Here is a 13,391-nt window from a genome sequence, read left to right as displayed (position 1 = left end):
TTTAAGTTCGTTTTAATCGAGCAAACGCACTTTTGTCATCAAAATTTGAGAGAATGAACAAAATTGCAGGACTGTTCGTTGTAATTTCTTCGGTAATTTCAGCGCAGCAGCAAATGTCGCTTTTGGAGTGCGAAAACGCCTTTCAGCAAAACAATCTTCAGCTTCTTGCCGAGCAATACAGCATCAATATGGCAGATGCAGATATTTTGCAGGCTAAAATCTGGGAGCTTCCGCAGATGAGCGGATATATCAACGGCTATAATCCGGAAGATAAAAGATTTCTTGATGCAGGAAGAGCAAAAGGTTTGGAAGTTACCCAACTGATTTACATGGGCGGTAAAAAGAAAAATGAAATCGCCTTTGCTAAATCAAATAAAGAACTGGCACAACTTCAGTTTTCGCAACTTTTGGTTGAATTGAGAACGCAGCTTCACACCAATTACTACAATCTTTACTACGAAAAACTCAAGCTTGAAAATGTCAACAAACAATTGGGTTACATGAATGACCTTTTAAAGGCATATAAAGTACAGTCTGCAAAAGGAAATGTTTCATTGAAGGATGAAGTAAGACTTCAGAGCATCGTGATTCAACTTAATAATGATAAGGTTGAAATTAATAAGAATCTCCTGGAGTTTAAACAGGCTTTGAAAGTTTTGACAGGAATTTCAGAAGGAGTAGAACCTCAGATTTCAGAGGAAGAAGCGAAAGACATTTTGGCTGCGCAACCTTTCGGAGATGAAACCGAATTGAAAAGAAAAGCGCTTGAAAACAATGCCGATTATTTATTCATTCTAAAACTGATTGAAAATTCCAAATTATATTCGCAATGGCAAAAATCGTTGAATGTTCCCGATTTGAATGTGGGAATGGAATATGATCAGGCTTCAGGAACTTTTAATAATGAAATCAATTTAAAAGTGGGAATCCCGATTCCTTTGTGGAAAAACAATAGAGGAAATGTCGAGAAAGCCAATCATGCAATTAAGCAAAATCAGAAAAATGCAGAATTCCAGAAATTTGATTTGGAAACCAAAGTAGAATCGGCTTTTCAAATCTGGAAATCGCAATACGAACAATTAGCCGAAATAAAAGCGACCGATCTAAGCAATCTCGATTTGGTCTACAACGGAATGCTTAAAAACTTCAGAAACGGAAATATCAGTTTAATCGAATTTACCGATTTCATGGAAAGTTACCGTCAGACAGCACTTCAGATCTATGATATGAAAAACGAACTGATGCAGTCTGCCGAACGGCTTAATCAGTTGGTACAAACTAAAATCTTCTATTAAAGTAAAAAATGTTGCGGTCTTTGCTAAGTGAAACGCCTTTGCGAACTTAAAAACAGCATGTTATTTAAAAAATCTTTGTCCCGAAATTTCGGGATTAAAAAAATTCTAAAATGAAAAAAATAATTATACCCTTATTTTCAGCTTTCCTTTTATGGTCTTGTTCAAAGCCTGAAATTGCAAAAACTCCCGAACCAAAAGGTTTTGAATTGAGCAATACGATGCTTGAATCGATTTCCACGGCAAAAGTTGAAAACAGATTAATAGAAGATTCTTACAGCTTTTACGGCAAAATAGCTGCAGATGCCAATTCATACATTGACGTTTTCCCTTTGGTTGGCGGAAATGTGATGAGTGTAAATGTAGAGCTCGGAGATTACGTAAAAAAAGGACAGGTTTTAGCCACCATCCGCAGCACCGAATTGGCGGAAATTCAAAAAGATGTAAGTGATGCTAAAACAGATTTGCTGGTTGCCAAAAACAATCTTCGTGTTGCCAGAGAAATGTATGAAGGAAAACTGAACACAGAAAGAGATGTTCTCGAAGCAAAAAGTCAGCTCCAGAAAGCAGAAGACCAGCTCCAGAGAGCAAGTGCAGTAAGCACGGTTTATAATGTGAAAAATGGAAATATTTACAGTGTTTTAGCACCAATCAGCGGTTATATTGTACATAAAGACATTAATAAAGATATGCAGCTAAGAAGTGACCGAAGCGAAAATATTTTCGATGTCGCCAATACGACCAACGTTTGGGCAATTATGAATATCAACGAATCTGATATCAATAAAATAAGCCTTGGAATGCCTGCTCAGGTTTCCACATTGTCTTATCCGGATAAAGTTTTTGATGGTAAAATCGATAAGATATTTAAAATTATCGATCCTCAAACCAACGCAATGCAGGCAAGAGTAGTTTTGGATAATGCAAACGGATTGTTGATTCCGGACAGTAAAGCAACGATAAAAGTCTCAAAATCTGAGGGTAAATCTGCTCTTTCGATTCCTTCAAAAGCTGTGATTTTTGATGACAACAGAAGTTATGTGGTGGTTTTTAAATCGAGAACAGATGTGAAAATTAAAGAAATTCAGGTTTTAAAACAGCTTGGAGACGTGACTTACCTTTCGGAAGGTCTTAAAGAAGGAGAGAATGTGATTACCAATAACCAATTATTAATCTACCGTTCTTTGAACAACTAAATTTTTTCCAAACCATTAAGAAGTTTGAGGTGAAATAGAAGTTTTGCTAATTACTTTCTGGCTATTATCCTGTCGATATTGACTTCAAAAACAGAGAGCTTCAGACTCTTAATGGTTTTAATTTCTTTAGATAAAATTAAACACTTAGATATTAAATTAATATCTAAAGTCTAACATCTGATTTCTATCATGAACAAATTCATAAAAAATATAATCTCATTTTCACTGAAAAACAAAGCTTTTACCTTTATTTGGGTGGCTGTTTTAGCAGTGGCGGGATTTATCAGCTTTAAAAATATGCCGATTGAGGCATTTCCCGATGTTACCAATACCCAAATCGTTATCATTACTCAGTGGGACGGAAGAAGTGCCGAAGAAGTAGAACGTTTTGTAACCACACCGATTGAATTGGCAATGAGCCCGGTTCAGAAAAAAACAAGTGTGAGGAGTACGACGATGTTTGGTCTTTCCATTGTCAAAATTCTTTTTGATGACGGCGTAGATGATATGTTTGCCCGAAATATGGTGAATAACCAGCTTCGAAACGTAAGTCTTCCCGAAGGAATTGATCCCGAAGTTCAGCCACCTTACGGACCAACCGGAGAAATTTTCAGATACACTTTAGAAAGCAAGAAAAAAGATTCGCGTGAACTTTTAACAATACAAAACTGGGTGATCGACAGAGCGCTTCGTGGAGTTCCCGGAGTTGCAGATATCAATGTTTTCGGAGGTCAGGATAAGGTTTTTGAGTTGAGTATTGATCCGAGAGCTTTAGATAAATATAATTTGACTCCGCTTCAGGTTTATGAAGCCGTGACGAAAAGCAACTTAAATGTCGGTGGAGATGTTATCGAAAAAAACGGACAAGCGTATGTCGTTCGAGGAATTGGTTTGGTACAGTCGACTGATGATATTGCCAATATTACCATTCACAATGATAATGGAAATCCGGTTTTGGTAAAAAATGTTGCTGAGGTACATGAAAGTTCAAGACCGAGAGTGGGGCAGGCTGGATTAAACAATCAGGATGATACGGTGGAAGGAATTGTTGTGATGCGAAAAGGCGAAAATCCGCGTGAAGTTTTGGTGGGTGTAAAAGCTAAAATTGCAGAGCTGAACGAAAAAATTCTTCCCAAAGATGTCAAAATGGTCACTTTCTACGACCGTGATAACTTAATGGATTTTACCACAGAAACGGTAATGCACAATTTACTGGAAGGAATTATTCTAGTTACGGTTATTGTTTTAATATTCATGGCAGACTGGCGAACGACACTTACGGTTTCCATTATTATTCCGTTGTCGCTACTGTTTGCTTTTTTATGTCTAAAACTTTGCGGGATGAGTGCCAATTTGCTGTCACTCGGAGCAGTCGATTTCGGAATTATCATTGACGGAGCCGTCGTCATGGTCGAAGGGATTTTTGTAATGCTCGATCATAAAGCCAAGAAATATGGCGATGAAAGATTCAATAAAATGGCAAAAGCGGGCTGGATTAAACAAACAGGAACAGGCTTAGGAAAAGCGATTTTCTTTTCTAAATTAATCATCATTACTTCCCTGATTCCCATTTTTGCATTCCAAAAAGTAGAGGGAAAGATGTTTTCACCATTAGCATTTACTTTAGGCTTTGCCTTGTTAGGAGCTTTAATTTTTACGTTGACTTTAGTTCCAGTCTTAACGCATTTGCTTTTAAATAAAAATGTAAGAGAGAAAAACAATCCGTTTGTGAATTTCTGGGACAGAATTGTTTTAAAAGGATTCAGATTTACTTTTAAAAATAAGAAGATAAGCTTAATTGTTTCTGTTTCAATTGTTGTCGTTACTTTATTCTCAGGGAAATTTTTAGGAACAGAATTTTTACCACAACTTAATGAAGGTTCACTCTGGATTACCGCCGAAATGCCAATGAGTTCTTCTTTAAAAGAATCTTTAAAAACTGCAGATATTTTAAAGAAAGATATTATGAGCGTTCCCGAAGTAACCAATGTTTTGGCGCAAACCGGACGAAGCAACGACGGAACCGACCCGAACGGATTTGGATTTGTGCAGTTCGCCGTCAATCTTAAAGCTAAAGATGAGTGGACCCGAAAAATCACTTACGAACAGTTAACCGAAGAAATTGATAAAAAACTGAGCAAATATCAGGGAATTACGTTCAATTATTCTCAGCCGATTTCTGATAACGTTGCCGAAGCTGTAGCAGGTTTTAAGGCTGAAAATGGTATTAAAATTTATGGCGACAATCTTCATACTTTGGATGAATTGGCAGAAAAAGTTTTAAAATCAATCAAAGATGTAGACGGAGTTCGTGATGCCGGAATTATCAAAAATATCGGTCAGCCCGAAGTAAATGTCGTCTGGGACAGAAATAAAATGGCAGCGTATGGTGTAATGCCGGAAGATGCACAAACCGTTCTGGAAATGGCTTTTGGTGGGAAAACAGCTTCTGAAATGTATGACGGCGAAAGAAAATTTCCGATACGTTTAAGATATTCTCACGAATATAGAAAAGATGAGAATGACATGGCTTCACTGATGATCCCTACACAGGATGGAACAATGATTCCGTTGAAAGAAGTTGCTACTATTGAAAAAAATAACGGCGCTGCGTTTATTTACCGAGATGATATTAAACGTTATATCGGAATTAAATTCTCGATTCGTGACCGTGACTTGGGTGGAACGATTTCGGATGCGCAAAAAGAAGTAGCAAAAATTGATATTCCCGAAGGCTATAAAGTGGGGTGGACTGGTCAGTTTGAAAACCAGCAAAGAGCAACCGCAAGATTGACGGAAATTGTACCTATCAGTATTTTAGGAATATTCTTCCTGTTGTTTATTCTTTTTGGAAACATGAAAGATTCATTCTTGGTATTGGCAAACGTCCCTTTTGCGCTTATTGGCGGAATTATCGCACTGCATGTAACCAACATGAATTTCGGAATTTCTGCCGGAGTCGGAATGATTGCTTTGCTCGGAATCTGTATTCAGAATGGAGTAATTCTCATCACAGAGTTTCATCAAAACATAAAAGATGGGTTCAAACTGGATGAAGCTGTTCTTAACGGAGTAAAATCCAGGACAAGACCTGTAATTATGACGGCTTTAATGGCATCCATCGGACTTTTACCTGCCGCTCTATCTACAGGAATTGGTTCTGAATCTCAAAAACCTTTAGCAATCGTTATCATTGGAGGATTAATCACAGCGACGGTTTTAACCTTATTAATTTTCCCAATCATCTTCTGGATTTTCAATCGAACAAAGAAGACCGAAGAAATTATTTAAAATTCTCTTTCATTTATCATTATATAGTTGAAGCCCGGAATAGAAAATCTATTCCGGGCTTCTTTATATATGAAAATCAAGTCTGTTTTTAGAATCCTAAACCGACTGTAAATCCTTTTACAAGATTAGGATAAGTTCCTAATGAAGCAGCAGCTCCTGTAGTTGTATTTACGGTGTACAGTTTTGTTTCTGTACCTACAGTTGCCATCAGATATGCTTTTTGGCTTGTACTACCAATATCAAATCCGTTTGCCTGTGAAATATTGATTCCTAATGAACCTCTTTCTACCAAAATACCTCCGTTTGGCGGGTTTTGCAAGTAGAGTTTATCCGTATTGTGGTCGATTACAAAAAGTTCAGTCGCCGTTGTCCCTGCGAAGTTATTGGTATACGCTGCAGCACTTACCGCAACTGGAGTAGGGCTAAGATTGGTATCGGTCCCAGTAATTCCTCCCGTAACAGGATCTAGTCTTAAATTCTGTCCGGTATTGCTCACCACTCTGATTTTATCCACAACCGGATTAAAGTCAAAACCAAATTCAGTTCCTGAAAGCAAAGTAGGAAGTTGAGTTCCTACAACCGTAGCTGCGCCTGTCCCTAAATTAATCGTATAAATTCTGCTTGAGCTTCCCAGAGCATACAACTGTCCGTTTAATGGTCTGAAATCGATGCCCAAAATATTTTCTCCGGTTTGAAGCCCGGTTATTGTCTTGGTTACAGGCTGTGGATTTTCAGGATTGAAAATTTGTAAGGCATTTGCATCATTTACAGCATAAGCAACCGGATTTGTTGGAATGGCTAAATCTAAAATTTTTTGTGAAAGATTTCCAATGTTTGTTGCTTTTCCGTTTGATAAATCAACTTTATAAAGACTGTTTTGGCTTCCTGTTGTTGCAGCCATTAATGCAACAGAGTTATCAGGATTGATGTCGAATGCAGCTTGTCCTGTAAAGGTTATTCCTAAACTTCCGACTTCAACTAAAGTTCCGTTGTTTGGAGGATCTTGTTTAAATAATTTCCCTGAAGTTGCATCAAGATCATATAAAATAGTTGAACTGGCTCCGGAAACACTGTTGGTATAGGCAATTCCTGTAATGGATGAGGAGGTTGCAATTCCTGTATCTGTAGCAGCCAGAGCGCCGGTTTCAGGATGTAAACGAAGATTTTGCCCTGTATTGGTAACCAATCTGATACGATCCACTGTTGGATTAAAATCGATTGACGCAATCGTTCCCGAAATTGCCGGTGTAAAAGAGGTTGTACTTACAGGTCTTGTATTTCCCGTTGAGGTATTAATAATATAAAATTTGCTTGCATTCGAAACTGCATAAAGCTCACCTGTAGCAGGTCTGAAGTCTATGCTTAATAATTTTTCCCCGGAAGGTACTCCCATGATTGTTTTTGTGGAAGAAAAAGAAGCCGAATTTTTGGAGTTGAAAGCGACCAATTGATTATTGTCGGTCAAGCCATAGACCATCATGTCGGGCGCAGGAATAACTTCTGGTGGCATTTCCATAGAGTCGTCATCACAAGATAATACCGAGACGAATGCTAATGCAGCTAAACAGATGTAAGATAGTTTTTTCATAATAATTTATTTAATAGGATTTTATTAATCTATCTACGAGAAAAAATTATCTCCGGATTTTCACCAACACTTTTTTTTAATTCATTTTTTTGTTTAAATTTGCATCTCTGTTTACAGAAAATAATACGGTTTGTGACTTTCTGGGTTTGAAGATGAAACTTTTTTTTCATAAAAAGATTTTGGTATATAAAAATTCATTATATTTGCACACCGAAAATTTGAATAAAACAATAAATAAATAATTTAAATCATGGCAAAGGAAACGTTTAATCGTAACAAACCACACTTGAACATTGGTACTATTGGTCACGTTGACCATGGTAAAACTACTCTTACAGCTGCTATTTCTGCTGTATTAGCTAGCAAAGGTCTTGCTGAGAAAAAAGACTTCTCTGCGATTGACTCTGCTCCAGAAGAAAAAGAAAGAGGTATTACTATCAATACTGCTCACATCGAATACGAAACTGAAAAAAGACACTATGCTCACGTTGACTGTCCAGGTCACGCGGATTACGTAAAGAACATGGTAACTGGTGCTGCTCAGATGGATGGAGCTATCGTTGTATGTGCTGCTACTGACGGACCTATGCCTCAGACTAGAGAGCACATTCTACTTTGCCGTCAGGTAAACGTACCTAGAATCGTTGTTTTCATGAACAAAGTTGACATGGTAGACGATGCTGAGTTATTAGAGCTTGTTGAAATGGAATTGAGAGACTTATTGTCTACTTACGATTTCGACGGTGATAACTCTCCAGTAATTCAAGGTTCTGCACTTGGTGCACTTACAGCTGCTACTTCTAGCCCGGTAAACACTGACGATCAGTGGTTTAAGAGTGTTGAAGCGTTAATGGATGCTGTTGATACTTGGATCGAAGAGCCAGTAAGAGATACTGAAAAGCCATTCTTGATGCCAATCGAAGACGTATTCTCTATTACAGGTAGAGGTACTGTAGCAACTGGTAGAATCGAGGCTGGTATCATCAATACAGGTGATCCTGTTGATATCGTTGGTATGGGTGATGAAAAATTAACTTCTACAATTACAGGGGTTGAGATGTTCAGAAAAATCCTAGACAGAGGTGAAGCTGGTGATAACGTAGGTCTATTGTTGAGAGGTATTGAAAAAACTGACATCAAGAGAGGTATGGTAATCGCTAAGAAAGATTCTGTGAAGCCACACAAAAAATTCAAAGCATCTGTTTATATCCTTTCTAAAGAAGAAGGTGGACGTCACACTCCATTCCACAACAAGTATCGTCCTCAGTTCTACGTAAGAACTACTGACGTTACAGGTGAGATCTTCTTACCAGAAGGTGTAGAAATGGTAATGCCTGGTGATAACTTAGAGATCACTGTAGAATTGTTACAACCAATCGCTCTTAACGTAGGTCTTAGATTTGCGATCAGAGAAGGTGGTAGAACAGTTGGTTCAGGTCAGGTTACTGAAATCTTAGACTAATCATCTTAATATAATTAAAGTTCCGTAAGGAAGCTTACGGAACTTTTTTAATCTACGGGCATCGTCCAATGGTAGGATACCGGTCTCCAAAACCGTTGATCAGGGTTCGAATCCTTGTGCCCGTGCAAATAAAAATTATGAGTTCATTTGTTGATTTTTTAAAAGGTTCTTATAACGAATTCAGACATAAAGTTGAATGGCCAAAATGGTCAGATCTACAGTCTTCTACAATTGTAGTAACTGTTGCAACTGTTATTTTAGCGTTATTCACTTTTGGTGTTGATGAATTGTTTTCTAAAGCAATCAGCAATATCTTAGGAATATTGATTAACAGCTTCAATTAACAAAAAGTAATTTCCCGTAATGAGCGAATTAAAATGGTATGTGCTGAAAGCAATCAGCGGACAGGAAAATAAAGTGAAAAACTATATTGAGACGGAAATCAAACGTTTAGGGTTTGAGCAGTACGTTACTCAGGTAGTTATTCCTATGGAAAAGGTGATTCAGCTTAGGAACGGAAAAAAAGTTCCGAAAGAAAGACCATACTATCCTGGTTACCTTATGGTAGAAGCTGATTTAATGGGAGAGATTCCTCACGTTATTAAAAACATTCCCGGGGTAATTTCTTTCTTAAGTTTAACTAAAGGCGGAGATCCTGTTCCAATGAGAAAATCAGAAGTGAACAGAATGTTAGGTAGAATGGATGAGCTTTCAGAATTTGCTACCGATGCAGAAATCCCGTTCATTGTTGGTGAAAACGTAAAAGTGATCGACGGTCCTTTCAACGGATTCAACGGAACTGTTGAGAAAATTCTTGAAGATAAAAAGAAAATCGAAGTTTCAGTTTTGATCTTCGGAAGAAAAACTCCAATGGAATTGAGCTACATGCAGGTAGAAAAAGTTTAAGATATTATTCTAAAATATATGAAGGTTACTTTTAATAGGTAACCTTTTTTTGTTCATAATAATAGATCGTATGATTCCATTTGCGAAAAAGAACAGCATTTTTTTATTGTATTGCTTTTTTTTAACGGCAATCTTCTTATATGTCATCTTAAAATTATACGGAAAGGCAACGTTGCCTGTTCATGAATGGACGATGTCTGACTGGCTCGTCAACTACGAAGACGGTGGTTTCAAACGTAGAGGAATTAGTGGAACTGTTTTTTTTGCAATGCAGGATCTTTTCGGGATATCATTACCTATTCAGGTTTTTTTTATTCAGGTTGTTTTCTATGCTCTCGTTTTTTTTGCCTATTTTAAGCTCTTAATTTCAAAAAAAATTGACTGGAACATTTTAATACTATTGTGCTCGCCTCTTTGTTTTATGTACTTTCCAATCAATTTATCATATTCAGGAAAGAGAGAAATAATTTTATTCGCACTTGTCGCATATTTTGCATTAGGTAAAATGACTGTTTTTAAAGAAAGAATATTTTTAGTTTTATTTTCTATAAGTCTGTTTTTTCATGAAATGTTTTATTTCTTCTTGCCATTTTTCATATTCATCCATATTCTCAAAACCGGAAAAAACAAATATGCCTTTTGGCTGCTTTTTTTTGCAGTGTCCACAATTACCGTAGGAAGTATATATTTATTGGGTGCAGATATTAATTGTGGTAAAAGTTTAGAAATTATTAAAAATAGAGGAGTTGTTTTTGGCGAGAATAATATTTTCTTTTTTAAATATTGGAATAGCATAGAAATTATAAAAAATGAAATTAGCTCTTACCTGTTATTCATTTTAGAACTCATCATTGAGATCTCAATGTTTCTATATTATGCATATACCTTTTACAGAAATAAATTTTATACACTTCTTAAATTTGTTTTAATAAGTTTAATCTGGGCAAGTCCTCTATATGTTTTAGGAATTGATTGGTATCGATGGGATCATATTTATTCTATGCTTTTATTTATTATCGTAGTATGTATGTTGCAGAATAATGAAAACAATAAAATTTCATTTAATCAAAATCCGTTTTTAAAGAGGTTTCTTATTTTTAATATTTTGTTTTTCATCTTTTTTTTCATTCATATACAATATGATGGGCGAGGATTTTCATTGCAAAATGTAAAAGAATATTATTTCTCTCGATTCTTCTGATCTTAGATATAATATGTAATTTATACAGTATTCTTTTCTTAGTGTCAAAAATGATCTTATTGAAAATTTTAATTATCTGATTAAAACTCAAATAATTAATTTGCTATTTAAAAAATATTTCATAATTTTGCAGTCCGAAAAGTAGGCTTATCTAATGTGAGAATGGATAACCTGCTGAATAATAATGCTTCCAAACTCATTAATTATTCAAATTTAAAAAATAAAAAATGGCTAAAAAAGTCTTTAAAATGGTAAAACTTCAGGTGAAAGGTGGCGCTGCTAACCCTTCTCCACCGGTAGGTCCAGCTTTGGGTTCTGCAGGTGTGAACATCATGGAGTTTTGTAAGCAATTTAACGGGAGAACCCAAGATAAGCCAGGACAAGTTTTACCTGTAGTAATTACAGTGTACGAAGACAAATCTTTTGAATTCGTAATCAAAACTCCTCCTGCAGCAATCCAGTTGATGGATGCGGCTAAAATCAAAGGTGGTTCCGGAGAACCAAACAGAAACAAAGTAGGTGCTGTATCTTGGGCTCAGGTTCAGAAGATCGCTGAAGACAAAATGACTGACCTTAACTGCTTTACAATGGATTCTGCTGTTTCTATGGTTGCAGGTACTGCAAGATCTATGGGATTAAGAGTGACAGGAACTAAACCAACTTTTAACGCTTAATACTATTAGAAATGGCAAAATTGACTAAAAAGCAAAAGGAAGCTGCTAGCAAAGTAGAAAAAGGAAGAATCTATAACCTTGAAGAAGGTTCAGCTCTTGTAAAAGAAGTGAACACTGCAAAGTTTGATGCTTCTGTAGATATCGCTGTAAGATTGGGTGTAGATCCAAGAAAAGCAAACCAAATGGTAAGAGGTGTTGTATCTCTTCCTCACGGAACTGGTAAAGATGTTAAAGTTTTGGCTTTAGTAACTCCGGATAAAGAAGCTGAAGCTAAAGAAGCTGGTGCTGATTATGTAGGTCTTGATGAATATTTACAAAAAATCAAAGAAGGTTGGACAGATGTTGACGTGATCGTTACAATGCCGGCTGTGATGGGTAAATTAGGACCATTGGGTAGAGTATTAGGACCAAGAGGTTTAATGCCAAACCCTAAATCAGGTACTGTAACTATGGAAATTGGTAAAGCAGTAACTGAAGTAAAAGCTGGTAAAATTGACTTCAAAGTAGACAAATACGGTATTATCCACGCTGGTATTGGTAAAGTATCTTTCGATGCTGCTAAGATCAAGGAAAATGCTCAGGAATTGATCTCTACTTTGATCAAAATGAAGCCAACTGCTGCTAAAGGAACTTACGTAAAGTCGATCTATTTGTCTTCTACAATGAGTCCTGGTATTGCAATCGATACTAAATCTGTTAACTAATATTAAATCCTTAAGACAATGACAAAAGACCAAAAAGTTGTAGCGATACAAGAGATCAAAGACTTGCTTCAGGATGCTAAAGTAGTATATGTTGCAGATCTTGAAGGATTGAATGCTGGTAAAGCTTCAGACTTCAGAAGACAAGCTTTCAAGCAGAATATCAAAGTAAAAGTTGTAAAAAATACACTTTTACAAAAAGCAATGGAACAGATTGACGGAGTAGATTTCTCTGAAATGTTCCAGACTTTCAAAGGTAACTCTGCATTAATGATTGCTGAAACAGCAAACGCTCCTGCAAAACTTATCAAAGATTTCAGAAAGAAAGATGAAAAGCCAGCTTTAAAATCGGCATTCGTACAAGAAACTTTCTATGTTGGTGACAACAACCTTGATGCTTTAGTAAGCATTAAGTCTAGAGAAGAAATGATCGGTGAAATCATCGGATTACTTCAGTCTCCAATCCAAAGAGTTGTTTCTGCTCTTCAAAACAAATCTGAAGCATCAGAAGCTAGCGCTGAAGAAGCTGCACCTGCAGTAGAAGAAGCTCCGGTTGCTGAAACTCCAGAAACTCCGGCTGCTGAAGGAGAAGCTCCAGCTGCTGAATAATAGACTCTCAAAAAATTAAATAAAACAATCAACAAAAACATTACAACAATGTCAGATTTAAAAAATTTAGCTGAAACGCTAGTAAACTTAACAGTAAAAGACGTAAACGAATTAGCAACTATCCTTAAGGATGAGTACGGTATCGAGCCTGCTGCTGCTGCAGTAGTAATGGCTGGTCCTGGTGCTGGTGAAGCTGCTGAAGAAAAGACTGAATTCGACGTAATTCTTAAGTCTGCAGGTGCTTCTAAATTAGCTATCGTTAAATTGGTAAAAGATTTAACTGGTGCTGGTCTTAAAGAAGCTAAAGATATCGTAGACGGTGCTCCTGCTCCATTGAAGCAAGGTATCTCTAAAGACGAAGCTGAAGCTCTTAAGAAGCAATTAGAAGAAGCTGGTGCTGAAGTAGAATTGAAATAATTTTTCAATTTTTAAATATAAGAAGCAACTACATTTTGTAGTTGCTTTTTTTAT

At 36.5% G+C, this 13,391-nt stretch carries 12 protein-coding genes and 1 tRNA gene; 12 read left to right on the top strand and 1 reads right to left on the bottom strand.

The features are described 5' to 3' along the window. Positions 1-53: 53 nt before the first annotated feature. From BM371_RS17420 to BM371_RS17410, 3 genes are all read left to right on the top strand, one after another. Positions 54-1,295, top strand: a complete 1,242-nt coding sequence (locus tag BM371_RS17420) for a TolC family protein (RefSeq protein ID WP_081874591.1) — start codon at positions 54-56, stop codon at positions 1,293-1,295. 110 nt (positions 1,296-1,405) lie between these two features. Further along, a complete protein-coding gene (locus BM371_RS17415; RefSeq protein ID WP_034679136.1) occupies positions 1,406-2,488 on the top strand; it encodes an efflux RND transporter periplasmic adaptor subunit in 1,083 nt (360 codons plus the stop codon). 189 nt (positions 2,489-2,677) lie between these two features. Next, on the top strand, positions 2,678-5,779 hold the full coding sequence (locus BM371_RS17410) for an efflux RND transporter permease subunit (RefSeq protein WP_034679137.1): 3,102 nt from the start codon (positions 2,678-2,680) through the stop codon (positions 5,777-5,779). Positions 5,780-5,867: 88 nt separating this feature from the next. Here BM371_RS17410 and BM371_RS17405 read toward each other — a convergent pair whose 3' ends face one another. Then, a complete protein-coding gene (locus tag BM371_RS17405) occupies positions 5,868-7,367 on the bottom strand; it encodes a DUF4394 domain-containing protein (protein WP_034679139.1) in 1,500 nt (499 codons plus the stop codon). 250 nt (positions 7,368-7,617) lie between these two features. On the opposite strand from BM371_RS17405, the gene tuf reads away from it, so the two are divergent. The 9 genes from tuf (at position 7,618) to rplL (ending at position 13,337) form a co-directional block, all read left to right on the top strand. Further along, on the top strand, positions 7,618-8,829 hold the full coding sequence (gene tuf / locus BM371_RS17400; protein WP_034679141.1) for an elongation factor Tu: 1,212 nt from the start codon (positions 7,618-7,620) through the stop codon (positions 8,827-8,829). A gap of 54 nt (positions 8,830-8,883) precedes the next feature. Further along, positions 8,884-8,954, top strand: a tRNA-Trp gene (locus BM371_RS17395). Between the two features lie 12 nt (positions 8,955-8,966). Further along, positions 8,967-9,173, top strand: a complete 207-nt coding sequence (gene secE, locus BM371_RS17390; protein ID WP_034679301.1) for a preprotein translocase subunit SecE — start codon at positions 8,967-8,969, stop codon at positions 9,171-9,173. 19 nt (positions 9,174-9,192) lie between these two features. Beyond that, positions 9,193-9,735 carry a transcription termination/antitermination protein NusG gene (gene nusG / locus BM371_RS17385; RefSeq protein ID WP_034679142.1) on the top strand — a complete coding sequence of 181 codons (543 nt, stop codon included), beginning with the start codon at positions 9,193-9,195 and terminating at the stop codon, positions 9,733-9,735. Positions 9,736-9,805: 70 nt separating this feature from the next. Next, on the top strand, positions 9,806-10,936 hold the full coding sequence (locus BM371_RS17380; RefSeq protein WP_034679144.1) for a hypothetical protein: 1,131 nt from the start codon (positions 9,806-9,808) through the stop codon (positions 10,934-10,936). 227 nt (positions 10,937-11,163) lie between these two features. Beyond that, positions 11,164-11,610: a 50S ribosomal protein L11 gene (rplK, locus tag BM371_RS17375; RefSeq protein ID WP_034679146.1), complete on the top strand. Its 447-nt coding sequence runs from the start codon at positions 11,164-11,166 to the stop codon at positions 11,608-11,610. A gap of 11 nt (positions 11,611-11,621) precedes the next feature. Then, positions 11,622-12,314 (top strand): 50S ribosomal protein L1, encoded by a 693-nt coding sequence (gene rplA / locus BM371_RS17370; RefSeq protein WP_034679149.1) that lies wholly within the window; start codon positions 11,622-11,624, stop codon positions 12,312-12,314. Positions 12,315-12,332: 18 nt separating this feature from the next. Continuing rightward, positions 12,333-12,920: a 50S ribosomal protein L10 gene (gene rplJ, locus BM371_RS17365; RefSeq protein WP_034679151.1), complete on the top strand. Its 588-nt coding sequence runs from the start codon at positions 12,333-12,335 to the stop codon at positions 12,918-12,920. A 48-nt stretch (positions 12,921-12,968) separates the two neighbouring features. Continuing rightward, the gene (rplL, locus tag BM371_RS17360; protein ID WP_034679154.1) at positions 12,969-13,337 is read left to right on the top strand and encodes a 50S ribosomal protein L7/L12; all 369 of its coding nucleotides are present in this window, start codon (positions 12,969-12,971) and stop codon (positions 13,335-13,337) included. Positions 13,338-13,391 lie beyond the last annotated feature (54 nt).

It is taken from the genome of Chryseobacterium formosense, from assembly GCF_900116415.1.
In the GTDB taxonomy this organism is placed as follows: domain Bacteria; phylum Bacteroidota; class Bacteroidia; order Flavobacteriales; family Weeksellaceae; genus Chryseobacterium; species Chryseobacterium formosense.
Note: the sequence above shows the minus strand (reverse complement) of the source record. Positions and strands in the feature narration are given on the sequence as shown.